The sequence below is a fragment of the Parabacteroides timonensis genome (assembly GCF_900128505.1).
Classification (GTDB): domain Bacteria; phylum Bacteroidota; class Bacteroidia; order Bacteroidales; family Tannerellaceae; genus Parabacteroides; species Parabacteroides timonensis.
Genome location: NZ_LT669940.1, coordinates 858,869 through 884,712, shown reverse-complemented (window position 1 = coordinate 884,712; position 25,844 = coordinate 858,869). Strand labels below are relative to the sequence as shown.

Sequence of the window (25,844 nt, the reverse complement as noted above, 5' to 3'; positions counted from 1 at the left end):
TATTATTTTATATAAAATCAAATAGCATACAAAGAACTGATAGACTCGCCACTGCAAACACGACGGATTGCTTCGGCAAACATATCAGCGACAGACAATACCTTCACCTTTTCGCATTTCTTAGCGTAAGGAATAGAGTCTGTAAAGATCATTTCAGTCAGCGCCGACTGGTCAACACGTGTTGAAGCCGGATCAGACATAACAGCGTGGCTGGCAATAGCGCGAACCGACTTCGCACCGTTCTCCAACATCAGGTTGGCAGCCTTCGTGATTGTACCGGCTGTATCCACCATATCGTCTACCAAAAGGACATCCAGACCTTCTACATCACCAATGATACGCATTTCTGCCACCTCATTGGCACGTAAACGTGACTTATGACAGATAACCATCGGTAATCCCAGATACTTGGAATAGCTGCTGGCACGTTTCGTACCACCCACATCCGGAGTCGCGATACACAAGTTATCGAGAGGCAGTTCGTTTTTAATATAATCAAGGAAGATGGAAGAAGCATACAAATGATCCACCGGAACATTAAAGAATCCCTGGATCTGGTCAGCATGCAAGTCCATAGTAATCAAACGGTCGATACCGGCTGTACTCAACATATCAGCGATCAGTTTCGCACCGATAGACACACGGGGTTTATCCTTTCTGTCCTGACGGGCCCAACCAAAATAAGGAACGACAGCAATTACAGAGTGTGCAGAAGCACGTTTAGCAGCATCAATCATCAGGAGAAGCTCCATCAGATTGTCCGAATTAGGAAATGTTGATTGAACCAGGAACACATCGCGGCCGCGGATAGACTCTTCGTAAGAAACTGAAAATTCACCGTCAGCAAAGTGTTGAATGTTCATCTGTCCCAGAGGACAACCAAGACTATTGCAAATTTTCTCTGCAAGATACCGGGAGTTGGTTCCCGAAAACACCAAGAAAGGAGTTTGTGCACTCATTATTCCGAATATTTATCTTAAGTAAATAGATTTGAATTGTGGTGCAAAAGTACAAAACTTATTTGCAATAATCTCCTTATCTTCAGAAAACTTTCAACAAGAAGGGCGAGTCACCCCCGCCCCTCTTATCAGTATTTCGTATGTAAACCAATTATTTCTTATACGTAAACTTCAGTAGCTTACCGGAATAGGCAGGAAGAGTCAGCTGGAACGGACAAGCCGCCGTCAGTGTGCTGATACTCGTCTCTCCTGTCAGTAAATCGGTCAGGACAGCAGCCCTATTATCGTCAAATCCCAGCGAATGAAACGCTTCCGATGGAATTTTCACCCGTACGGTCTGCTCGCTCTTATCGAAATTGACAACAACCAGCAACACTTCGTTCAGGTATTTACGCATAAACACATACTGGCGGTTCGCGTTAAAATACGGATTACGCGAGTTGGCATACATCAGGTCGTAGAACGCCCCCAGGGTAATAACCTGTTCTGTTTTAGCGATGTTCAGTATTTTTGCATACTTCGTACGAAGAAGACGTTGCTCGGAAGTCAGTTTGCCGCCATCGAAAGCGCCATCGTTGATCCAGTTACGCAAGCTTTCCACACTCCAATAATCGAATATCGTGGTACGGCCGTCACGCCCGCTGAACCCTTCTTCGTCCATGCCCGGCTCACCCAGTTCCTGACCGCTATAAATCATCACCGGATTGGTGTTCATGGTGGCCGACAGGATCATACCCGGAATACCCGGGCGCGGATCACCGGCAAAAAAGTAAGACGCCACGCGCTGCTCGTCATGGTTTTCGAGGAAATTCAGCATGTGTGGCTGTATACCTTCCAGGGCTTGCCAGCAGCCGGAAATATTAGTTGCCGGAGCCTGGTTACACATCACGGCACGTATGGTGTCGTACAGGCCTACCTTATCATACAGATAATCGAAATGGCCGTTGAAAATATAATTGCGGTATTCGTTCGGGTTATACACTTCAGCGATAAAGCATACATCGTGTTTCTCTTTCACCTTCGGGATCACCCAGTTCCAAAACTCTACCGGGACCATTTCCGCCATATCGCAACGGAAACCGTCGATGCCTTTTCCTGCCCAGAACAGCAGGATATCGAGCATCTTCGTCCAGGTGTTCGGTATCGGGTTGAAATGGCAGATGCCGCCATTCACATAATCCACCCCATAATTCAACTTCACGGTTTCATACCAATCGTTCCGGTCGGGTGCTGCATCGAAATGGTTGTTACCCGTTACTTTAGCCGGAAACTCGCTGTATTCAAAATCTTCCTGGTTGGCGCCAAAATGCAGCTGCAAAGGCTGTCCGGGAATATAATAGAAGTTATTGTTAATGTCGAAAGCTTTCGTTGTATTGTCATGCTGTCCCAGGTCTTCCACAAACGAAAGACGTGCATCCGAATGATATTCGCGTGCCACATGGTTCGGAACAAAGTCGATGATTACTTTCATCCCCGCATCGTGTGTCCGTTTCACCAATGCCTCAAATTCTTTCATACGATTGGGCACCCGGTCGGCCAGGTCAGGATCGATATCGTAGTAATCTTTTATAGCATAAGGAGAGCCGGCCTTTCCTTTTACAACAGCCGAATGATCCTTACGTATCTGGTAAGCAGTATAATCCGTTTGGGTAGCATGTTCGATCACACCGGTATACCAAACATGCGTAGTACCCAGTTCCTTGATCTTTGCCAACGCCGTAGGAGTAAAAGCAGAAAATTTACCTACTCCGTTTTCCGCAATACTACCGTTTTTCACCAATGGAAAGGTTGAATTTCCAAACCAGCGGGGAAAGACCTGATATATGATCATTTTGTCCTTTTGTTTCATCGCTTTTATCAACTTTTAAGTTATCGGTAAAAGGAACTCCGGCACAGGCCGGACTCAATTACGGCATAAGGATATTCGTCTTATGGGATGTAATTGCTTTTACCAGAGTTTCATATTTATTTTCTTGTATCACCAGTTCGAATGCCCGGACAGCGGCAGAATAACCGATTTTGGAAATCTGATCCACATTCTCCAGATCGAAGGTTTTATACATGCCGAATTCTTCCGCCTCGATCAATACGTCGCACATTTCACGGTCTTCTATCGTATTGGCGCGGAACATATAATGATACGAACGCTCGGCAATATGGAAGATCGTCTGTTTGTATTTCTGTGAAACAAGCGGGCTCACGTTCACCCCGATCACCCTTTCGCACGAATCGCGGATAATGGAAACCGGGAAGTTATGGAACAGACCGCCATCTACATAATGTACCCCATTGATAACCACCGGGCTAAAAATAATAGGTATACTACACGAAGCAGTAACAGCTTCCACAATCGGCCCGCTACGAAACTCATGGCTTTCACCATTATCGAGATCGGTAGCCATCACAATCAGAGGGGTCTTCAGTTCTTCAAACGTTTTTGCTCTCAAATGGCGTCGTAAGAAATGCCGGAAACGTTTGCTGTCAAACAATCCCGACTTAGGAAGTTGGAGTTGTGCAAACTCGGAGAATTCACGGCCGCTAAAAAGTTCTTTTATCTCGTCAGCCGAATAACCGTCGGCAAACAAAGCACCCATCAACGCACCGACACTCGTTCCCACGATTACATCAGGCATCAATCCACACTCTTCCAATAATTTAAACACACCGATGTGTGCAAATCCCTTTGCGCCTCCTCCACTCAGGGCCAGGCCCAACTTATAGGTCGTTGTATGGTTTGAATCTTGCGTCATTGTATGTCTCATCTTTTTAACGGTAACAAATATGCTGTTTTTTTTAGAATGAAACAGTATTATTTCCAAAAAAGTTTCTCTACGTCTTTATTTTTGCTACATTTACGGTGACCGAAACAAGGCTTTGAAAGCCTTCTTCCGAAAGAAACTTTTAAATCGAACTGCTATGATAACAAGTATTTTTTGGATTATTCCCGTTGCGTCGATCCTGGCGCTGGTATTTGCCTGGTTCTTCTTCCGGCAAATGATGAAAGAGAGTGAAGGAACGGAAACGATGGCAAAAATCGCCTCGTACGTGCGTGAAGGTGCGATGTCGTACCTGAAACAACAATACAAGGTAGTAGCTTCGGTTTTCCTTGTATTGGTCATCTTATTTTCCATTATGGCCTATGGCTTCGGCGTGCAGAACGAATGGGTTCCCATTGCCTTCCTGACCGGCGGTTTCTTCTCGGGGCTGGCCGGATTTCTGGGGATGAAAACAGCCACGTATGCTTCCGCCCGTACCGCCAACGCCGCCCGTAGTTCCTTAAACAAGGGGTTGCAGGTTGCCTTCCGTAGCGGGGCCGTGATGGGACTGGTAGTGGTCGGACTCGGACTGCTCGATATCTCTTTCTGGTATTTCCTATTGAATGCCCTTATCCCCGACGAAGCATTGAATCCTACACATAAACTGACCATAATCACTACCACCATGCTAACCTTCGGTATGGGAGCCTCCACCCAGGCCCTATTTGCCCGTGTGGGAGGTGGTATCTATACGAAAGCTGCCGACGTGGGTGCCGACCTGGTAGGTAAGGTTGAAGCCGGCATTCCGGAAGACGATCCGCGAAACCCGGCTACCATCGCCGACAACGTGGGCGATAATGTAGGCGACGTTGCCGGTATGGGTGCCGACCTCTATGAGTCGTACTGCGGTTCTATCCTGGCCACGGCTGCCCTGGGTGCTGCCGCTTTCGTTTCTTCCGGTAATGTAGAAATGCAATACAAGGCAGTTATCGCTCCGATGCTGATCGCCGCCGTAGGTATCGTTCTTTCCATCATCGGAATATTTGCCGTACGCACGAACGAGAATGCCACGATCCGGCAATTGCTGAAAGCACTGGCTGTCGGCACCAACCTGAGTTCGGTACTTATCGCCATTTCCACCTTCGGCATCCTGTATCTGCTGGGGCTCGACAACTGGTTCTGGATCAGTTGCTCGGTGATTATCGGTTTGCTGGTCGGTATCGTGATCGGACAGGCTACGGAATATTATACTTCGCAATCGTATAAGCCAACCAGGCGGGTATCCGAAGCAGGACTGACAGGGCCGGCCACCGTTATTATCTCGGGGCTCGGACTGGGAATGATGTCTACCGCCATTCCGGTACTGGCAGTCGTAGTCGGTATTATCTGCTCATTCCTCTTTGCTTCCGGATTCGATTTTAATAATGTCGGAATGGGACTTTACGGTATCGGTATCGCCGCTGTCGGAATGCTTTCCACCTTGGGTATAACATTGGCTACGGATGCTTACGGGCCGATAGCCGACAATGCCGGGGGAAATGCCGAAATGTCCGGCCTGGGAAAAGAAGTACGTAAACGCACCGATGCCCTCGACTCGCTGGGGAATACCACGGCAGCCACAGGTAAAGGTTTCGCCATCGGTTCGGCTGCCCTGACAGGACTGGCATTGCTGGCTTCGTATATAGAAGAGATTAAAATCGGTTTGCTTCGCCTGGGAGAAACCGTCCTTTCGTTTGCCGACGGACGGACGATGGAGATTTCAAAAGCCTCTTTTTCCGACTTCATGGTTTATTATGATGTCACATTGATGAATCCGAAAGTGCTGTCGGGCATGTTCCTCGGATCGATGATGGCTTTCATGTTCTGCGGATTGACAATGAATGCCGTTGGCCGTGCTGCCGGACACATGGTGGAAGAAGTGCGCCGCCAGTTCCGTGAAATACCGGGTATCCTGACCGGAAAAGCGGAACCCGATTATGCCCGTTGCGTAGAGATTTCCACCAAAGGGGCACAGCATGAAATGGTCGTACCCTCGCTGCTGGCTATCATCGCCCCGATATTAACCGGACTGATATTCGGTGTGACCGGAGTGATCGGCCTGTTGATAGGCGGTCTGAGTACAGGATTTGTACTGGCCATCTTCATGGCTAATGCCGGTGGAGCCTGGGACAACGCCAAGAAGCATGTAGAAGAAGGCAACCACGGCGGCAAAGGCAGCGAAGCCCACAAGGCAACCGTTGTAGGCGACACGGTAGGTGACCCGTTCAAAGATACCTCCGGACCGAGCCTCAATATACTTATCAAACTGATGAGCATGGTGGCTATTGTGATGGCAGGGCTGACGGTGGCATGGAGTCTGTTTTAGAAAAAGGTGAAACCTTTTTCGAGTTGTCAACTGTCAACTTCAGAAATGTCTCATTTCTGACAACATTGAGCTATCTCTCTTTACAAGGCAATGCCTTGTGTCGCAGGCTCCTCCTCATAAAAAAGACTCATATCTTGCTAACAACGAAGCCCCGGCGGAATGAACCGTCGGGGCTTGTTTTTGTCTGTCTTTGCTCTTCACAGAGATCGAACAGAAGAACTTTATTTCATTACTTTAGTATTAATATCTACCGCTTGTTCGCCTGTCACAGGCTAATTGGTTCTTTGTGCGTTGCATGCAATATGAACCGCGCGGTAAACAATTTAGAATTATTTGATTTTAATAATTACTTATTTTACGATTGCTTTTACAGCTGCTTCGCCTTCTACTGCAACAAATACAACACCTGCAGGAACCGCAATAGTTGCTTCACTGGAAGAAATCACTGTGTTAGCAATTGTCTGACCGAGAAGGTTACTGATAGCAACTTTCTTGCCTGCTGCGTTTTTCACAACAACAGCACCCGAAACAGCTGTTACAGAAACTGTCTCTGCAGAGATAGCAGGCTCATTGGCTGTCGGATTTTCAGCAGTCTTTTCTACGTTAAAGATTTCTGCCTCATTAGCCGCATCAGCAAATGCTGCATAGGAAATTACAGGAACACCGTTCTGGATCTTCACCCAACCACCCTGCATCGGAGCGATCATATTATTATCAGTTTCTGCCGATTCGATCAAGAAGTTATCAGAACCTTCTTCCAACAGACGGAAAGAGAATACTACGTTCTTATGAAGGTTATTATCCAAACGAACTTTTGTCGCTTTCAATGTAGAGAAGTCTACAGGATCTGCTAAAGCCGATTCCTCACCATTCAGAATATACAAGGTATCTTCTTTATGGATAGCTTCTACAAATGCCAGACGAACCTGATTGTTCCAAATATAATCAGCATCACGTACAGCATCCAAATAGTTTCCGTCAACCTTAGCAGAATCAACGGCGTTGATCAGATAGCGACCTCTTACGTAACCATCAGTACCCGGAGTTGCATGTGAACAAGTCCATTTATCAAGAGGATTTCCATTCTGATCGAATCCGTGATTATGTTCTAACGGACATGGAACAGGATCAACACCCGGAACAACATGTACACCTACAGCCAGCATATATTGAGGTTTGATATAACCTGTACCACGGTTTACATAAGCAGTATCTACATAGATAGCACGTTTCGCATCCGGATACTGAATGTTATTATTAATACCCAAGAAATTAATTTCTTTACCTTCAGAATATACGCTGTGAGCATCTTCAAACAACATGTCTGCAGAATTGTTTACACGGAAGAACTTCACTGTATCAGGATCATCAGAAGCGATCTCACCTTCTTTGGTTGTATTAAATCTTCTGTACAAAGGAGCGTCGTCTACTTCTACAGAGAAAGCTGAAGTACGAGATTCCGTCATGATCTGATTCTTCATCCATAAATTGTTGTCATCTGTACCGACTTTAGTCGTATCTGCACCAGTTTTAATGAATGCATAAAACAATGTCTCAACATCGTCGATCGCTTTCTCGTTATTGGCTTTCATTAAGAATGTTACCGGAGCAACTTTCTCAGAAACAGCAAAACGACCTTCTTTATCCAAAACTACACTGTCAGCTTTAGCACCAAAGATAAGTTTAGCATTACGGATCTTCAATGTATAGACTTTACGATACAGTGGTTTCAAGTCAGTAACTGCAGATGATGTATAACCATATACTTCATCTGTACCTTTCTGAGCCAGAGAAAATGCAGATTTAGCACCGACATACAAAATAGAATCGTTTTCCTCCGTATTTACACCAGCAAAATATTCATCAGAAAGTTCATGCAAATAACGGAACTTGTAACGAGTAACCATCAGATCCTGTGTATCCAAATATTTATAACCCAGCAAGCTATCCTGTTTAATTTCAGAAGTTGCAGCAATGAAACCAGCCACATTTACAGTCTTAGAGACACTCTTGTCATCTGTCAGTTCAGCATAAGAAGCTTCATCTGTATCCAGTTGAACATTTGTAAAGTACTTTATTGCCGTACCAAATTCACGGTTAGTAATAGTAATCTTTGAAGTGTTCGAATCTTTTCTTTGTTTTTCAACAACCCACTGGAATGATGGCATTGTCCAAACATTCACATTCTTTTCCAATGTAACCCACTGAACAGTAGAATCGCCATGGATCGGAGCTGCCAAATATTTACCATCTGTACTCTTAATCACATACAAATCACTGGGAACAGTAGTCTTAGTAGAAGTAGGAGCTTCACCACAAGTGCCAAATCCTAATTTAATATAAGTAGAAACAGAGTCAGTACCAACTGTCAACACTTTTGAGCTTACCAAATCCTGAACATATACATGTAAGCTATCACGGTTTGTAGACTCATAAGAATCAGCCCAGCTTTTGCCATCTTCTTTTACAAGACGAGCTCCTGCAACTGTAATAAATACGCTATCGGATGCCGGCGCATATTCGAATTTGAATGCATACTTATTTCCTTGGCTTGCAGCTTCGTCAGCAAGATAAGTAGCTGCTTTAGTTGTATCTGTCAACATCACAAACTTAACGCCAGTTGTATTATTATAGGCACTATCTACACGTAAATATTTGCCTGTTGACTTGTTTGCAACAATCACATAATCCACAAGTGTATCTTTCACTGCAGTCAACTCATTTGCAAATACATTAGGATTAGCCGTCTGCTCAAAAGTCAATTTGAATGATGTTCCATTTGCATTTAAACCTAACATAGTATTCAATGCTACAGCATTCAGAGTTATACGAGACGGTTTCTTCAAAGTATACTTCGCTGCAATATCACCAACTTTGTCCGCACCATATTTCATAGCTACGAGATCATCACCAACTTGTTCCAATGCGATCACAGAATCTGCAGTAAAATAAGAATATAAAGGTTTGTCTTCTTCAATACCCTCAGCATAAGTAGAGGAGAAAGCCCAACCATTAACATCTGCTTCATCATTCACAACCAAAGGTGAAGATGCAGTTTCTTCAGCCAAATCTTTTAATGCTTCATCCATAAATACTTCCAATAGACGACCTTCCTTTTTATTGGTAAAATCGAATTTGGGATTTTGTCCTTGACTCTGGGCATCAATATTCACACACCACAATGTAGAAGCCAAATCTGCTGCAGCTACGGTAGCACTTTCCTTAAATACGAAGTTACCAGCAGCATCGATAGCCAAAACACTATCGCCCTTTGCAATCTGGTACAAGCCGTCATTAGGTCCCACTTGTAACTTAATGTCAGAATTCACCGCAGCAGAGGCAACCGATGAAACCAACGCCAAGCCAGCTAATAAAGTAGAAAACTTTTTGTTCATAATCAATAAATTTAATATTAATAATAGTGTTATTAAAAGTCCTATTCTGAAGAAGCGTCTTAATGTTGTCAATTGTTAAATGACTAGTTTAAACGTCCCTTTTTTCTCGTCACTTTTTGGGAATTCGTTTTCTAAAGCGAGTATTTCGTACTAACTTTGCTATCCAATTGATAAGAAAGGATATAGGAAAAGAAAAATTATTCGGAAAAAGATTGGCGGTTAGAAAGAATGTTGTAATTTTGCTGACGAGAAAAAAGGGACGTTAAAATTAGTCACTCATTTTCAGCCTTCCAATATATAATATTCAAAGTCTACACAGCATTATACGCTCCCAAAAACAATCATCAAAATAAAACATATCCTTATATAATGTACGCGTGTGTACATTAATTTAATTAGTTACCTGGAAGAATAAAATCAAGAGAAACGGGAATAATCGCATTTTTTACATTCAAAAAGCCATTCTGAACACCCAATAAAAGAATAATTTGCGTTGATTTCTTGAAAATAAAAAGTCGAATAATTTAGGATATGAAAACTAATCTTTATATTTGCATTGTTACTTGATGTTCGGTAACTCAAAACTTTTATACTATGAATAGGTGTATTAATCCTTCCCAGTATTATTGCTTCACTATTGGATATAGAATTGAAGCATGTAAAAAATCATTTCTTCGCTTTTCGAAAGAAAAACAATGTATTTATGCTAAGATGCAAAAGAATTTAGTGAATAACCTTTGATATATACACATAATAATCTAAATTTGTATGAAGAACGAAGACATGCTAAAGGAGCTTGGCAAATATTTTATTGATAAAAGAAACAAAATGGACGATAGACTTATAATTCAGCTTTTTCTAGTGGCTTGCTTGTCTATTGTATATTTCTGGGCAAGGCATAAATGGGGGAAAAAAGACTCCGAAGGAGATTGTAACGAGAAAAAATAGAATACCCTACTTTTGCTCCATAATAGTGCCCTTGTTAGCTCAGTCCTAACATACTGCACTCTAAAAAAGGATAATCGAAGCTCATCCCAAGTCGAATGGGCTTTGTTTCTTTTTAACTACCCAATGAAAGCATAAACAAAGATTTGCCCGTATCTTTGCAGCCGGTAAAACAAAAAAATAATCCGTATGTCAATCTCACGCTTTAATGCAGTGGAGAAAGCTTCCAACCGTAAGGCCGTAGAAGCCATCACTCCCAAACAGAAAGTATCCGAGTACTATGGCGAGAACGTATTTAACCGCAAGGCGATGCAAAAGTATCTCTCCAAGGAAACGTACAAAGCCCTGACCCACGCCATTGATAATGGAACACCTATCGACCGGGAAATAGCCAACCATGTAGCTGCCGGTATGCGTATGTGGGCACTGGAAAAAGGAGTAACCCATTACACACACTGGTTCCAACCGCTTACCGACGGAACAGCCGAAAAGCACGACGCTTTTGTAGAACACGACGGCAATGGCGGTATGATCGAAGAATTCAGCGGCAAACTGCTCGCCCAGCAGGAACCGGACGCATCCAGCTTCCCCAACGGCGGACTGCGCAACACGTTCGAAGCCCGCGGATATTCTGCCTGGGACCCCTCCTCTCCCGCATTTATTGTAGACGACACCTTGTGTATCCCGACTGTCTTTATCGCTTATACCGGTGAAGCACTCGACTACAAGACACCGCTTATCCGCTCGGTTGAAGCTCTGAACAAAGCAGCCAAAGAGGTCTGCAACTACTTCAACGAAGATGTTCATAAAGTGATCACCTACCTGGGCTGGGAACAGGAATATTTCCTGGTAGACGAAGAATTGTATTCGGCCCGTCCCGACCTGTCACTGACAGAACGTACGCTGCTCGGACACGAAAGTGCCAAGAACCAGCAGTTGGACGACCATTATTTCGGTGCCATCCCTTCACGCGTACAGGAATTTATGAAAGATCTGGAAGTGGAATGTTATAAGCTGGGTATCCCGGTGAAAACCCGTCATAACGAGGTTGCCCCGAACCAGTTCGAGTTGGCTCCGATCTATGAAGAATGTAATCTGGCGAACGACCATAACCAGCTGTTGATGTCGGTCATGAAACGTGTTTCACGTCGTCATAATTTCCGCGTACTGCTTCACGAAAAACCTTTTATGGGTGTGAACGGTTCGGGTAAACATTGTAACTGGTCGATGGGTACCGATACGGGCATCAACCTGTTCTCGCCGGGTAAAGACCGCGAAGACAACCTGCGTTTTATCACGTTCGTGGTTAATACGCTGATGGCCGTTTATAAATATAATGCCTTACTGAAAGCAAGTATCGCTTCTGCTACCAACGCACACCGTCTGGGAGCCAATGAAGCGCCTCCTGCTATCATCTCTTCTTTCCTGGGAACGCAGATCAGCGAAGTTCTGGATAAATTCGAGAACAGTTCGATCGAAGATGCGATCGAGGTAGACGACAAGAAACGTCTGAGCCTGGGCTTCGGACAGATACCGGAATTGCTATTGGATAATACCGACCGCAACCGTACCTCTCCGTTCGCTTTCACCGGAAACCGTTTCGAGTTCCGTGCACCGGGTTCTTCCGTGAACTGTGGATCGGCTATGCTGGCTGTCAACTCGGCAGTCGCTCATCAGCTTCAACAGTTCAAGAAAGATGTGGAAGCACTTCAGGCTGCCGGAAAGAGTAAGGAAGTGGCTATCTTCGAAACACTGAAAGCATATATCAAAGAATCCAAACCGATCCGTTTCGACGGTAATGGTTACTGTGACGAATGGAAGGAAGAAGCTGCCCGCCGCGGACTGGATTGCGAAAACAGCGTTCCACTGCAATACGATGCTTACCTGAAACCGGAGGTGATCCGTATGTTCAAGGAGACAGGCGTATTGAATGAAAAGGAGCTGGAAGCCCGTAACGAAGTAAAATGGGAAATCTATATTAAGAAAGTACAGATCGAAGCCCGCGTATTGGGTGACCTGTCGATGAACCATATTATTCCGGTCGTATTGCATTACCAGTCTTTGCTGCTCAGCAATATCACCAAGCTGAAAGAAACATTCAGTCCGGAAGAATACGAAGACCTGTCCGCCGAACCGCGCCGCCTGGTACGTAAGATTTCCAAACATGTGAATGCCGTAACACGCATGACGGACGAAATGATCGAAGCCCGTAAGAAAGCAAACGTCATCACCGACCTCCGCAGCAAGGCGATTGCTTATCATGATACGGTAGTTCCGTTCCTGGATGATATCCGCGAGCATATCGACGAACTGGAACTGATGGTGGATAACCAGATGTGGCCGTTGCCGAAATACAGGGAACTGTTGTTTATCCGGTAAGAAACAGATAAGTACGATTCTAAATACAATGTCCTGTGTAAAAAAGCTTACACAGGACATTCTTTTTTTACACTGATCGGTTGTTAAAATCATTAAGTGCCTGATAAAACGCCTCGATATTCTCAGAAGGAATATGAGGGGGAACATCACAACCTGTCGATAAAACGAAATTCTTCCATTGGCTGGTATTCTTTAAGAGATTCATCGTCTCTGCATATACTTGTTCAGAAGATGTCTGTTTAAAAAGTCCGACCGGGTCCAGGTTACCCATAACCAACCGGTCTTCCGGACAATTAGCCAACGCATCTGCCATATCTATCTTATTGCCAAAATGAAGTCCGATAGCTCCCGACTGAACCATAGCTTCCGTACAATGCCCGGCGTTTCCGCAGTTATGCAGGATCACCATAAAGTTTTCATCTTGCACCGCATCCACGATCTGACGGACATAGTCCGTCGAATACAAGATACAATCTTCGTTTGAAATCAGACCAGCCGCCGGTTCCGCCATGATCACCCCGTGAACGCCTGTCTGTTTGATCGCACGGGTATAGTCGATCAGAAAACGGGTACACTTTTCGAGCAAGACGGCTATATTCTCCGGTTCCACATACAGAGCAATCATCAATTCGGACAAACCGAACAAACGTCCTGCCAACGAAAACGGACCGATACAACCGGCAAAGACAGGCTTATCCTTTACACGCTCAGCCGTCAGGCGGTTTGCTTTCAGGTATTCGGGCACACGTCCGGCATCCAACGAGGGGATCTGTAAACTATCTATGGACTCTTTGTCGGATACCAACGGTTCCGTTACGCTGGGTACTTCATCTTCCGGAAAAACCACTTTCGCACCGAAAGCTTCGGCCTCTACCGTCAAATCCATGATGACCGTCGGAGCTGCCGACGGATATTGCTCGTTCAACCGGCAGATGGCCTCTGCATGTACTTCGCCGCTGGTAACTGCATCTTTCACTGTTTTACCACATAGTTCGATACCGGGATGCGTCATGATAGGAACAGCCCTTCGTTCCTGCCGGGTCATTGTTTCCTGTAACCATTTCTGTATTTCCATTATTTCTTCAATCTTTTTCGTTTATAACAAGTTTCTAACTCACAAAACTGACAACCATACTTTTTCTCATCCACATCAGGCCCGATACCGATCACGCCACTGATAGACTTAATCGGCGTCATCAAGCAAACCTCAGACAAACTGATGCCGCAAGGATGCTCGCCCATCAACCGGAAGAGGGTCTTCTGGCCGGACAGATGCCAACCGCAATAACCCGGACTCATACGGTTGGTATGCCGTTCGCCGCCCAGCTCTTTTTCGAGCAATCGCTCCATGTAATCTCCGGCCTTTTCGGCAATGCAACTTCCGATTACATCGGCTATAAAACATTTCAGAATATCGCCTTCCGCCTTCAAACGATCTTGATAAGCTTGAAAAGCAGCACCAGCCGTGGCCGCAAAAAGAACAAAACGTTGAGAGCTCTTCATTAAGGTAGCGATGGTAGCCCCTACCTGCAAGCGTTCACCGCCGTTTATTACAACCTCCTCACCTTCTATCTGTCCGCCAAACAGACCGAATGTACAACGCGGCTTTACCCAAGAGGATATATCTTCCAGCATGGAGACAACTAATGTCTCCACAGGTTCTTCCGGTTGTTGCGTCTTGCTGTATCCCATTTCCACGAACAACTCGTGTGGCGTCAGGGACAGCTGACTGAAATCCAACTCGTACTCCTGCATACGATCAGGCGGATAATAAGGATTTAGCAAGCGTTACGGCGGCATTGGCATTGTCGCTATAACCGTCTGCTCCGATCTGACGGGCAAAGGATTCAGAGACCGGTGCACCGCCTACCATGACTTTCACCTGACTACGAAGACCGTTTTCTTCCAGGGCTTTGATAACCTCCTGCATATAGTTCATCGTCGTAGTCAACAGCGCTGAAAGGCAAAGTATCTGCGCCTGGTTTTCTTTCAAAGCATTGATGAACTTTTCCGAAGAAATATCGGTACCCAGGTTGATCACCTCGAATCCGCAACCTTCGAGCATGGAAGCTACCAGGTTCTTTCCGATATCATGCAAATCACCTTTCACCGTTCCGATGACCACTTTTCCCAAACTATGAGAAGCAGCACCTTTCATTTGCGGTTTCAGCAGGTCGAGCGCACCTTTCATGGCACGAGCTGCCATTAATAGTTCAGGGACAAAGGCTTTTCCTTCCTCAAAACGTTTACCGATGTCTTCCATGGCCCGCGACATATAGTTATTAATGATCAAATGCGGGTCGATATTCTCTGCAATAGCCTCGTTGGTTACCTCCTTGGCTACATTCAGTTTTCCTGTCAAAATAGCTTCATACAATTTATCTAAATCTGCCATAACTTTATTCTTCTTTTAGTATTTAACTTCGTAACTCACGCAATGTCTCTATCATTGCCACTACATTCCGTACCGGTGCGTTGGCCTGTATATTATGGACGGCATTAAAGACGAAACCGCCGTCTGCCCCCAGTATCTCACATTCCTGCATGACGTGGCTCCGCACCTCTTCGGGTGTTGCATTCGGCAGGATACGTTGCGTGTCGATGCCTCCGCCCCAGAAAGTAAACTGGTCGCCAAACTCTTTCTTCAAAACGCGCGGATCCATATCCTTGGCATTGATCTGTACAGGGTTGAGAATGTCGAAACCAGCCTCCACCAATCCTGGGAGAAAAGGAAGGACGGCCCCGCAAGTATGTTTGAATACCTTCCAGGTAGTATGCTCGTGGATCCAGTCATTCATCCGTTTATAATGAGGGAGCCACAACTCGCGGAAAGTATCGAGGGAGCAGAATTGAGAATCCTGTGTACCGAAATCAGTTCCGCAGGTAAAGACGACATCGACTTTTTCACCCACTGCATCCCAAAGACGTTGATAATTTGCTATCGCGATATCGGTCTGCTTTTCAAAGACGGTTTGTACATAGTCACGGCGCATGGAGGTAGACATATACCATTCCGCCACATTCCGGATTCCTTTCGGGTCTTTCAGTCCCATGCCCGGAACGAAAGCGATATCGCCCAGTGCCGTACCGCCGAAGCTGGCAACAACGGCTTTTCCCGTGGCGGCAGCCTTTTCGACTGTCTCTTTATAATACTGAAGATCTTCTTCTGAAATAGGACCAAATTCTTCCAGGTTATCTTCCGGCTGAATCGCATCATCGTCGACATACTCCTGCCGTTCGGTTGCATTGATAAAATAACAGTCAGCAGGCATCACGGCACTGGGGGGATAAGAACGGTCACCACCTGCATAGATATGAACGTCTCCCTCTGTATCAGTCGTCAGGTCGATACCGGAGGCGATCATCACTTTCTGTCCCCAGGGGGTTATTTGTTCGTGAAGTTGAGTTTCATCGATATCGAACATATCCTTCCGCCCGAAAACAGGGACACAATCTACACCGATAATCTCCTGCAGGTCACTCTCGATCTCTCCCAGCATCTGAAAAGGTTCGATGACTCGGACAGGATGCGGGTCCAATCCATAATGTTGCCTCAAAGCCTCCACGACCTTGCAATGGATACCGGTAACTGAAGTTGCTCCGAAGTCGACCGGTACGCAATCGGGCATACGATGGGCTAGTGCGCTTTGCACACGCTGTTTAGATGTCATGTTCAATAATAATTTTAGATTACCATACTTTTATTCTGATCTCACCGTCTTTGATGGATTCCAGAGGTCCCGGTTTGGGCTGGTTTCCACGTGCATTCCCTAGATAGTCGGTCGCTATTTCAATCGGGCTGCCGTCAGGTTGATCATAGGCTTGTCTGGGGAGTTTGGCTTTTCCCAGTCTCTCCGTATTGACACGGCTGGTCTGCAAATCGCTCAAACCTTTTACGGATAAAGACAGATAAACGCCGTCAGCCGTTTCTTCGATCTTCACATTCGGGTTGAAGTCAGGAAGCACAACGCTATTCTTTTCACCTTCGAAAGGTAAGGCTTTGTTGTAATAAACATTACCTTCAACCATCATCGGATAAACCGTTTTGTTATAGTCTGCCAAACCGTATTTCCGCTTATTCTCTCCTTCTGTCACCGGATTCGTCGTAGCAAAGAGGTTATTGATATAACGGTCGTCCCCACCGGGGATAATGGACAGGCCGGCAACCTCTGTCGAATGAGGTAAGAAGTAAGGTGTGTACCGTCCATGTTCTACGTAGCGGTAGATATCTCCGGCGATCAAGTTGTGCACGTAAGCACCTCCCTGGGATTGTTCCAGGATGCTCCGGCGTGAAGCGAAGATATTATTGTCGACCAGGAACGGGCCGTGGTTTACTTCCAGGAAGATATCTTCCAAATCATTATCATAGAACAGGTTTTCGGAAACCCGCGTTCCCTGTGTCATCCAATCCAGCCAAAGGGAACGGCCTGCGTTATGAATACGATTATGGATAATACGGGTATCTACCGCAGCATGAAACTTTATTCCTCCGATCTCGGCACCGGTAAACTGGCGTTTCACCCAGATATCGTGGATATGATTGTTTTCGATCAGACAGAAAGCAGCTCCCATACTTCCGCAGATACCGGTTTGTTCACAATGGGATATCTCATTGTTACGAACAATATGCGAACCGATGTTTTCTTTATTCCAACCATTCCGGATCGTATTGAAAGTTACTTCGATGTAATGCAGGGAACCGTCCAGGCTCGTATCATTCAGCCAGACATTATGCCCGGTCTGACGTTCTTTACCCAATGTTATGCCCGAACATTTGGAGTTGCTGATCACATTGTTCTCGATGATCCAGCCTTTATTCCAGTGGGTAGCTATCATGCCGATCTGCTCTGCCGTAGGAGCACCCCATTGAGTAGCAGCCTGACTGAAATGAAAGCCCTGGATAGTCAGGTAGTCGATACCCGGTTTCTCCGGATAAAAGCAGGTATTACGGGTACTTATTTCCACCAATTCCTTATTCGGGTCGTATTTATGGAAATTCGCCCAGATGATCGTATTTACGCCATCATTCTCGCAATACCAGGTGTAGGTGGAGCCTTCCTTGTCTTTGCTCTTTTCATTCGGGACCGGACGCAACACCTTGTCCAGTCTTTCCTTTTCATAAAGCGATTTGTTGTTCAGGAACACTTCACCGGTATGGTGTTCGCGTCCTATGCCGTCAAACCAATCGCCATAGATCAGGTCCGTATAGGGATTATAATCTCCGAAGAACGTATTCGGTATCGTTACTTTCCAAACACCGTCTTTCTCTTTCGTCCAGTTGGAGATTCTTTCTGAGCCTTTTATCTCGACCTTTTCTCCCGGAACCGCACGATAGACGATCCGCTTCTCGTCGCTTTCGCCACCTCGCGGAGGATTGATCCATTCGCGATACATACCGGCATGCACGGTAATTATATCTCCCGGAAAGGCATATTCTGCTGCTTTCCCTACTGTCCGGAAAGGAGCTTTTTCGGTTCCTTCATTCGCATCATTCCCTTTGACGGAGACATGATATTCTTTCGCCTGCACTGCTGCACAGCATATCAGGAATAGTGTAAAAAGTAACTGCTTTCTCTTCATGGTATTTCGATTGTTATTGTAACATCAATTATAAGAACAATGCAAATATAGAGGGTCCTTTTCCGATATAAAATAGCAAAAAACTGCCTATTTTGTGGATTATTATTGCTTATGGATAAAATCTTAGAAATCATTTTCATAAACAATGAAACCTTCCCATATCATCTAAAATTACTTTCACATCATCATTTATTCTCTTTCAGAAAAAAGGTTGTTACATGAACAACCTTTTTTTATTATTTCTAATAATCAAACATTGTTAATAACCTGGGTTTTGGACAACTATCCCTTTACCCTCATTTATTGCTGATTGTGGCAAAGGCATCAAAACAAAGGCATCCTTTGTTGTTTCCGAGCCCTTATATTTTCTTGCATACTCGATATACTTACCATGTCGTATAAGATCTGTCCGCCGTAAACCTTCAAACCAAAATTCTTGTCCTCTATTCAAAAGTACTTTATCTAAGAAGTCTTGTACACCAGTAAAACTTGCCATTGCATAGGGCTTAATTCCTGCTCTATTTCTTATCGTATTCAATAAATCAATAGCTTCTTGCGTTATCGCATTATTCTTCCGTACTAATACTTCTGATAATGCCGTCAACACATCTGCATAACGGTATACAACCCAATCTACTTGGCTTTCTGCTCCTGTAGCCAACGGATCTTCTCCATATTTAACAGGTAATGCACCTTTAGCTAAAACTGTTGATGGATTTTCCTGGTTGTAACGAACACCATCTGTTCCTATAAAATCACCAACTAATGACTCTAATCTTTTATCACCTTCTTCAAAGGTATTATAAAATGACCATGGAACCCGATACCCTTGCCACTTCTGAATATTTGGATTTTTTGTAGGATAAACAGAAGGTAAAACATGGGCTAACCAGCTCTGTTTATTTACACTTCTACTACATTGACATGCCCATATTATTTCAGTATTTTTCTCATTTTCCAAAGTAAAAATATCTTTATATTCAGGAACCAATGAATATCCATATTCAGATTTCATAAGTTCCCGTCCACACATTTCCGCTTTTTCCCAATTCCTTTCATGCATATAAAGTTTCATTAACACAGTATAAGCAAGACCTGCCGTAAAACGACCATAATTTCCGTCTGAAGCGCCATAATTAGCAGGCAAATCTTTAATAGCTTCTGTTAGTTCAGTCTCTATGTATTGTACCATCCATTCTTTTGTTGGGCGTTCAAGAATTTTTTCTTGTAAAGGATTTTCCAATTCTTCCAAAGTTGCAATAGGAATAGGACCAAACCAATCATATAAAAGGTAAGCCAACCAACCTCGACCACAACGAAGTTCTGCAATCAGACGTTTTTTAGAACTTTCCGACATAGATACTTTTGAAATTCGATTTATAGTCAACGTCATTTTACTAATATCACTAATATAGCCATAGAATTGCGTTACTCCCCAGCTATCAGATGTGAAATTTTGATAAAGGACATCTGGCCATACAGCATCAGCCCATTGACATTCTCCTATATCTGTAGTCATATCACCTATTAATTGAATGCCATTAGCAGAAACAACAAACATACGATTAGGACTAAACGGAGAATATGCCGCAGATGTAACCAATGCCTCTGCATCTTTTTCATTAAGCGGAAATATTTCTGGATTTATAACATCATACACTTCCGACTCTAAGTTTGTACAGGAAAACAATGTCAAAAGTGACATTGCATAATATATTATATTTTTCATTACGCATTAAAATTTAAAATGTTATATCAACTCCTAAACTATAACTTGTCACATTAGGATATGCATAGAAATTCGTATCAGTTTCCGGATCTATTCCATTATAGTTTGTCAACACAAACGGATTATTAACATCAAGATACACTCTTAAATTAGATAATATTTTATTAGAAGGGATATTATATCCCAATGTAATATTCCGACATCTGACATACCAAACTTTTTGATTATAATAGTCACCAATTCCCCAAGTACTATTAGCCTGGAAATAACTAGGATGAATACCATTCTGATTGTCATGTGACCAAATATCTTTAACAGATGTTGGCATATTATAGCCATTACCCATATTTTTAACTCCCTGAGATCCTAATAAAAGATTCTCTTTATATGAGCCGCTATATAAAGCATTAAATGAGCCATAAAAATAGATATTCAAATCAAAATTTTTCCATTGTAATGTATTATTCAACCCAAGAGCAAAACCGGGGTCATAGCTTCCATAAAACACTTTGTCCGCATCATCTAATTTTCCATCAGGCTTTCCTGATTTAAGAGATCGTCCATTTTCATCAACTTGAATAGAACCATCACTGTTATAAAGAAATCCATCTATATCTTTTATTTTCACCTGCCCGGGAAGTGCCCCTGGCATATGCTCAATCTTTTCATCAACCAGAACCAATCCATCAGACAAATATCCATATCCTCCTCTTAATGGAGCATTATAAATATCATAAGCCGCAGGTTTCCATGTTTCATCTCTCTCTTTCCATTTATCTCTATAAAGAGAGAGTGTGAAATCTGTATTCCAATTAAAATCACGTGTTTGGACATTTTTTGAATTTATAGTCAATTCAAACCCTTTACTTTGTGTTTTACCTACATTTGCTGCAATTTTACCTACTTCATGATAAGACAATAGAGATCTTTCACTTAGCAAATCTGAGACAACCTTGCTGAAATATTCTGCTGTTAGATTTAGACGATTATTAAAAAATCCCAAATCCAAACCAACATTCCATTCCCAAGTTGTTTCCCATTTCAAATCTTGGTTACCCATTTGAGATAAGTAAACCCCTTTATGTTCAGAATCTCCAAATTCATTATTATTACCAACTTGATAATAACTAATAGCACGATTTCCTATATTTGAATTTCCTGTCGAACCGTAACTCAACCTTAATTTACCATTAGATAATACATCTGTAAAAGATTGCATAAAACTTTCTTCTGTAAATCTCCATCCTAAAGCAACAGACGGAAAATATCCCCATCTATTATTTTTAGCAAAATTAGATGCACCGTCTGCACGTAGAGTCGCCGTTAACATATAACGATCTTTAAATGAATAATTGGCTCTACCAAAAAAAGATGCCATTTCACTCTTACTTGCAGAAGATGATACACCCGGCTTCGGAGCTCCTCCAGCTCCTAAATTATTATATAAAAAGCCATCTGTAAGAAACTGATTGTTGCTAGCCCCCAGTGATTCATAATGAAAAGACTGAAAAGAATATCCCCCTAATACATTAAAATTATGTTCTTCTAGTTGTTTACTATAATTAGCCGTCAACTCCATGAGATAATCATTCTTATCAGCCTGTGCTATATCGGCCTTTCCCCCTTCTTTTTGACCATATAATGTCGTAGTCGGCAAATATGCTGTTCTCTTCTGATAATTCCTGTCAATACCAAAGTTTCCTTTCAATACCAAATCTTTTATTGGACGTATTTCAACAAAAGCAGTAGCAAGCACTCGCTCTTTATTTGTTTTATCTGTAATTTCCAATAAAGAAACGGGATTAGGGAGAAATGCTGCTTGTGGATTATATGTATAGTTTCCTTCTTCATCCCTAATCGGCATAATCGGATTAAATTGAGCTGCAGCAACCATTATACTAGCATTTTCACTTTGACCATTGCCTAAAGCCACATTGTCATATTTATTGCGTGACAACGTCATATTGATGCCCACATTCACATATTTACTAAGTTTCTGCTCCAAATTGACACGACCTGTATATCTTTGCATCTGATTATTTTTCAATATACCATTTTGTTGAAAATAATTACCTGACACCATATACTTCGTCTTATCTGTACCTCCTGTTATAGACACATTATGCTGAGTCTGAAATCCCAAACGGGTTATTTCGTCAAACCAACCAGTCTGATAAGGAGGGTTTGCTATTTGTTCATTCGAATAACGAGGAACAAACGCCGAAACTTCTGCCTCACTTTTCCCACCATAAATACCAACCTTATTTGTTCTCATCCAATCCTCTTTTAAATAGCGATTAGATTGGGTCATAAAATCAGTAGCAGACAACATTTCATAGCTATTAGTTATTTGCTGAACCGAAGCACTACCTGAATACCGAACTTGTGGTTCACCTTTTTTCCCTTTTTTAGTAGTTACTATAATTACGCCATTTCCTGCCCTTGCTCCATAAATAGCTGTAGAACTAGCATCTTTCAGAACTTCTATTGATTCAATATCATTGGGGTTAATTGAAGCCAATATATTATCTTTCGAACCATCACTATATTTTCCAGCACTCAATGACCCAACATCAGATACAGGGAAACCATCCACAATAATAAGCGGATCATTTCCTACCTTATCGGAAGATGCAGCACCACGAATACGAAAAGTAGCAGCACCTCCAGGTTGCGCACTGGTTGTCCTTATTTGCAGACCGGCTGCTTTTCCTGCCAAAGCATGGCTCACTGTAGAAATTGTAGTCACAGGAGTATCATCCAACTTGACAGATGCAACCGCCCCTGTCAAATCCTTTTTCTTCATCGTACCATAACCTACGACAACAACCTCTTCCAAAGCTTGGGAGTCTTCCACTAATTGAATCGTAAAGTTTGTTTGACTAGCAACTTTTACTTCTTGGACGACATAACCGATATACGAAATTTGAAGTATAGCATTACTTGGGACGGTCAATGTAAAATTACCATCCACATCGGTTATTATACCGTTGGTAGTACCTTTTACAACTACATTTGCCCCTATCACTGGTTCATTATTGGCATCCACCACTTTTCCGGAGATTTTTTTCTCAGATTGCTGAGAAACGGATACAATGGCAGAAGGATCGACTGCCCACGTATCCCCTACATTTCCTAAGCTCAATGCTCCTAACATGAGCAAGAAACCGACATTTTTCGTACAAAGCTGTTTGATTGGTTTTCTTTGAATACCCATAGTATTTAATTTAAAGAATTAAAAAAATAGATTAACACCATTTGTTATAAATTAAAATCAACGTTTCAAAAGTAAAGCATCTTAATAACTTACTAGTTCAAATTAACATTATAGCACTATTTTGAAACCCGTATTACATCTAAATCCGAGTTAATAGTCTGTCGAACATTCGTATAAAGAGTTTCAACAGTATTTTCATTAGGACTGACCATCCAAACATCTCCTTCTTTTTGAACAGAACAATTCCATGTTATAAAAGTCCCGTCATCTCTTAGATGAAAATAAGCAGAGGTGAGTGCCACCTCTCCCATACACTTAAATATCTCATGAACATCATTATCACAACACCCACCATCATAACTCCAGTAACCACTCACCCATGTATCCTTAGGCGCTCTGTACCAATTGCTAATCATCGGTATGTATTGTCTACCTATCACTTTATCGATATGTATTCCTTTCCCCTTCTGCGTACTGTCTTCCGTAAAATATTTAACCTCCACGTACGGATCACTAACAAATGCCCAATTCAAAACGCCAGTCTTCGGATTTAGAAGTTGAACGCAACTACCTAAAGCATTCATCATATCTGTCAAATAACGTTCTTCACCTGTCAATTGATATAAATATTTTAATCCATAAATCCGCCAAGCCGACCAACCATGTGGTGAATTGATAAAATTAGGATAAGTCAATACGTCATATTGAGATTCCCAAAATCGTATGGAAGCACCATTCACTCGTGAATCCGGGATTAACAATTGAGAAAGACAACGATGTCCTTTTGCAAAATACTCGGCAGCTTTCAGATAACGAGCTCTATCTGCAGATCCCTCTGGTTGTAAAAGAGCAAACATAGCCAATTGACCATAACTACTGGCAATCATACAATCCTCAAAAGTATTCTCTCCTTCTGTTTGAATGTTATCCAAATTCAGAACCAATTCATCCATCGCTTTTTTTACAGAAGCATAATGCCGTTGATAGGTTGAAGCCCAATATTCCGATGTTGCAACCAATTCTTTTTCCATTTCCATTACTTCCATGATAGACTTAGCAATATATATCACCGAAGTATAGTGTACTTTTCCATTTCTATAAGCCCCATCAGGTGTTTGTTTGGATAAAAGAAAATCAGCTAAAGCAGATGCCGCAAACAAATCTCTTGGATCCTTACTTGCTTTATAACGTAAAACAAAAAGAGATGCCATCATGGAATGATTCTGAATTCGGTCATGCCAAGAGGTAGGTAAAAATGTTTCCTTATCATACATTAACGGATAAACTTCGTTAAACATTTCTTCCACCTTTGCATCCGTCTCTGAATCGGGAAAATAAGCTTTTGCCAGATAAGCCGATAAGAAACCGTACCAACTCTCTGTATGTGAAGATGCTTTTTGACGATAATCCAGAGAAGCTTGACGAGCCGCTTTTATATAATCAGACCAAGAATAACGAACGCTAAACCATCCTTGTGAAACTTTACTTCCATCTGATACATATAATTTATAAACGCCTTCTCCATCTTTAGGAATATATTCAGCCTCATATTGCCCATTCCCTAAACCTCGAACTCCGATACTGTACTTATTTGTATTCGGAGATTCAATCTTAACTTTTGGCTTTCCCTTTGTATTAAAAGTGAATTTAAATGAATCACCGTTTTTTATCGTATAAAGAGGTGATTGAATAAAAGGTGCTTGTGTATATCGAGACACAACGGATGAGACATCCGACAAGTCTTTTACCTCGGTCAAATAGATAGACCATGAACGGCTTTCCCCTTTTTTCAAACAACCACTATTTTCCGGATTTTCTTCAGGAAGAGGCCCTGGATGAAGTAAATCAAGAGTCGATGTATAAATCAAGTGACCACTGGCAAAATTATGAGGTGAATTATTATATTGCAAATGGTAAGATGCGATTGGGTCGGGCGAAGCAATAGTTAGTATTCCTCCATTCGGATTCATAAAATAACCCCAAAAATGAGTTTTTTCACATTTCAGCAATGTAGGAAAATAAATGGATCTCCATTCCGGATAACTTCTCATACAGTTATCAATACCGATATGCATAGCCAAATGAACATTTTCCATATCTGCTTTGCTTATATTCTTACAAGATACAGAAACACGCATACAGCCATTCTCTACAGAATATTTTAATGAATAACTCACCCCCTTCTGACTTCCAACAAACAACATGGCATTGTCAGTCTTGTTTAATGGTAGAATTTCTCCATCCAATAACAGGGATGGACCAGCAAATTGCCCTTGATTAAAAGCTACTGTATCCATACCATATGAAGGAAAACAAAGAAAGGACAGTTGCCCTTTCTCATTCAGTTCGAATTTTACATCTTGCGCCCACAGAATTGAAGGGAAAGAGAAAAAAAGTAAAAAGAAAAGAGGAATAAAGCAGCCTCTAAAACAAAGTGACTTACATGTAAGTGAATTCATGATAATAATTTTAAGGTGATTATATTTTTTCAAAAATTAGTATATTCAAAATGTATTATA

Annotated in this window: 14 protein-coding genes and 1 pseudogene; 3 read left to right on the top strand and 12 right to left on the bottom strand. The window is 42.7% G+C overall.

From position 1 onward, the window contains the following. Nucleotides 1-17: 17 nt before the first annotated feature. The 3 genes from BQ7394_RS04130 to BQ7394_RS04120 all read right to left on the bottom strand — a co-directional run bounded on the left by BQ7394_RS04130 (nucleotide 18) and on the right by BQ7394_RS04120 (nucleotide 3,709). Nucleotides 18-959, bottom strand: coding sequence for a ribose-phosphate pyrophosphokinase (locus BQ7394_RS04130; protein WP_075556208.1), 942 nt, complete (start codon nucleotides 957-959; stop codon nucleotides 18-20). Between the two features lie 151 nt (nucleotides 960-1,110). Then, nucleotides 1,111-2,808, bottom strand: a complete 1,698-nt coding sequence (locus BQ7394_RS04125) for an alpha-amylase family glycosyl hydrolase (protein ID WP_075556207.1) — start codon at nucleotides 2,806-2,808, stop codon at nucleotides 1,111-1,113. A gap of 58 nt (nucleotides 2,809-2,866) precedes the next feature. Next, nucleotides 2,867-3,709, bottom strand: coding sequence for a patatin-like phospholipase family protein (locus BQ7394_RS04120; RefSeq protein WP_075556206.1), 843 nt, complete (start codon nucleotides 3,707-3,709; stop codon nucleotides 2,867-2,869). 166 nt (nucleotides 3,710-3,875) lie between these two features. Here BQ7394_RS04120 and BQ7394_RS04115 point away from each other — a divergent pair, with 166 nt between their 5' ends. Continuing rightward, nucleotides 3,876-6,080: a sodium-translocating pyrophosphatase gene (locus BQ7394_RS04115; RefSeq protein ID WP_075556205.1), complete on the top strand. Its 2,205-nt coding sequence runs from the start codon at nucleotides 3,876-3,878 to the stop codon at nucleotides 6,078-6,080. 350 nt (nucleotides 6,081-6,430) lie between these two features. Here the strand turns inward: BQ7394_RS04115 and BQ7394_RS04110 are convergent, their stop codons facing one another. Beyond that, nucleotides 6,431-9,475 carry a DUF6383 domain-containing protein gene (locus BQ7394_RS04110; RefSeq protein WP_075556204.1) on the bottom strand — a complete coding sequence of 1,015 codons (3,045 nt, stop codon included), beginning with the start codon at nucleotides 9,473-9,475 and terminating at the stop codon, nucleotides 6,431-6,433. A gap of 768 nt (nucleotides 9,476-10,243) precedes the next feature. On the opposite strand from BQ7394_RS04110, the gene BQ7394_RS04105 reads away from it, so the two are divergent. Beyond that, nucleotides 10,244-10,423, top strand: a complete 180-nt coding sequence (locus BQ7394_RS04105; RefSeq protein WP_075556203.1) for a hypothetical protein — start codon at nucleotides 10,244-10,246, stop codon at nucleotides 10,421-10,423. A 186-nt stretch (nucleotides 10,424-10,609) separates the two neighbouring features. Further along, entirely contained in the window at nucleotides 10,610-12,799 is a 2,190-nt protein-coding gene (locus BQ7394_RS04100) for a glutamine synthetase III family protein (protein ID WP_075556202.1), read from the top strand. A gap of 67 nt (nucleotides 12,800-12,866) precedes the next feature. Here BQ7394_RS04100 and BQ7394_RS04095 read toward each other — a convergent pair whose 3' ends face one another. From BQ7394_RS04095 to BQ7394_RS04060, 8 genes and pseudogenes are all read right to left on the bottom strand, one after another. Then, a complete protein-coding gene (locus BQ7394_RS04095) occupies nucleotides 12,867-13,874 on the bottom strand; it encodes a uroporphyrinogen decarboxylase family protein (RefSeq protein WP_075556201.1) in 1,008 nt (335 codons plus the stop codon). Further along, nucleotides 13,874-14,554 (bottom strand): vitamin B12 dependent-methionine synthase activation domain-containing protein, encoded by a 681-nt coding sequence (locus BQ7394_RS04090; RefSeq protein WP_075556857.1) that lies wholly within the window; start codon nucleotides 14,552-14,554, stop codon nucleotides 13,874-13,876. The genes BQ7394_RS04095 and BQ7394_RS04090 overlap by 1 nt, the downstream gene beginning before the upstream one ends. 4 nt (nucleotides 14,555-14,558) lie before the next feature. Next, nucleotides 14,559-15,185, bottom strand: a pseudogene (locus BQ7394_RS04085) (corrinoid protein); the annotation flags it as partial. A gap of 31 nt (nucleotides 15,186-15,216) precedes the next feature. After that, nucleotides 15,217-16,470 (bottom strand): uroporphyrinogen decarboxylase family protein, encoded by a 1,254-nt coding sequence (locus BQ7394_RS04080; RefSeq protein ID WP_075556199.1) that lies wholly within the window; start codon nucleotides 16,468-16,470, stop codon nucleotides 15,217-15,219. Between the two features lie 19 nt (nucleotides 16,471-16,489). Next, a complete protein-coding gene (locus BQ7394_RS04075) occupies nucleotides 16,490-18,379 on the bottom strand; it encodes a right-handed parallel beta-helix repeat-containing protein (RefSeq protein ID WP_075556198.1) in 1,890 nt (629 codons plus the stop codon). Nucleotides 18,380-18,638: 259 nt separating this feature from the next. After that, nucleotides 18,639-20,108, bottom strand: a complete 1,470-nt coding sequence (locus tag BQ7394_RS04070; protein WP_075556197.1) for a RagB/SusD family nutrient uptake outer membrane protein — start codon at nucleotides 20,106-20,108, stop codon at nucleotides 18,639-18,641. 13 nt (nucleotides 20,109-20,121) lie between these two features. Further along, nucleotides 20,122-23,325 (bottom strand): SusC/RagA family TonB-linked outer membrane protein, encoded by a 3,204-nt coding sequence (locus tag BQ7394_RS04065; RefSeq protein WP_075556196.1) that lies wholly within the window; start codon nucleotides 23,323-23,325, stop codon nucleotides 20,122-20,124. 116 nt (nucleotides 23,326-23,441) lie between these two features. Further along, on the bottom strand, nucleotides 23,442-25,784 hold the full coding sequence (locus BQ7394_RS04060) for a hypothetical protein (RefSeq protein ID WP_139317679.1): 2,343 nt from the start codon (nucleotides 25,782-25,784) through the stop codon (nucleotides 23,442-23,444). Nucleotides 25,785-25,844 lie beyond the last annotated feature (60 nt).

What these genes read in the sequence shown, in the direction of transcription:
- BQ7394_RS04130 (WP_075556208.1), bottom strand. Translation starts at nt 959, where the DNA reads ATGAGTGCACAAACTCCTTTCTTGGTGTTTTCGGGAACCAACTCCCGG.
- BQ7394_RS04125 (WP_075556207.1), bottom strand. Translation starts at nt 2,808, where the DNA reads ATGAAACAAAAGGACAAAATGATCATATATCAGGTCTTTCCCCGCTGG.
- BQ7394_RS04120 (WP_075556206.1), bottom strand. Translation starts at nt 3,709, where the DNA reads ATGACGCAAGATTCAAACCATACAACGACCTATAAGTTGGGCCTGGCC.
- BQ7394_RS04115 (WP_075556205.1), top strand. Translation starts at nt 3,876, where the DNA reads ATGATAACAAGTATTTTTTGGATTATTCCCGTTGCGTCGATCCTGGCG.
- BQ7394_RS04110 (WP_075556204.1), bottom strand. Translation starts at nt 9,475, where the DNA reads ATGAACAAAAAGTTTTCTACTTTATTAGCTGGCTTGGCGTTGGTTTCA.
- BQ7394_RS04105 (WP_075556203.1), top strand. Translation starts at nt 10,244, where the DNA reads ATGAAGAACGAAGACATGCTAAAGGAGCTTGGCAAATATTTTATTGAT.
- BQ7394_RS04100 (WP_075556202.1), top strand. Translation starts at nt 10,610, where the DNA reads ATGTCAATCTCACGCTTTAATGCAGTGGAGAAAGCTTCCAACCGTAAG.
- BQ7394_RS04095 (WP_075556201.1), bottom strand. Translation starts at nt 13,874, where the DNA reads ATGGAAATACAGAAATGGTTACAGGAAACAATGACCCGGCAGGAACGA.
- BQ7394_RS04090 (WP_075556857.1), bottom strand. Translation starts at nt 14,554, where the DNA reads ATGCAGGAGTACGAGTTGGATTTCAGTCAGCTGTCCCTGACGCCACAC.
- BQ7394_RS04080 (WP_075556199.1), bottom strand. Translation starts at nt 16,470, where the DNA reads ATGACATCTAAACAGCGTGTGCAAAGCGCACTAGCCCATCGTATGCCC.
- BQ7394_RS04075 (WP_075556198.1), bottom strand. Translation starts at nt 18,379, where the DNA reads ATGAAGAGAAAGCAGTTACTTTTTACACTATTCCTGATATGCTGTGCA.
- BQ7394_RS04070 (WP_075556197.1), bottom strand. Translation starts at nt 20,108, where the DNA reads ATGAAAAATATAATATATTATGCAATGTCACTTTTGACATTGTTTTCC.
- BQ7394_RS04065 (WP_075556196.1), bottom strand. Translation starts at nt 23,325, where the DNA reads ATGGGTATTCAAAGAAAACCAATCAAACAGCTTTGTACGAAAAATGTC.
- BQ7394_RS04060 (WP_139317679.1), bottom strand. Translation starts at nt 25,784, where the DNA reads ATGAATTCACTTACATGTAAGTCACTTTGTTTTAGAGGCTGCTTTATT.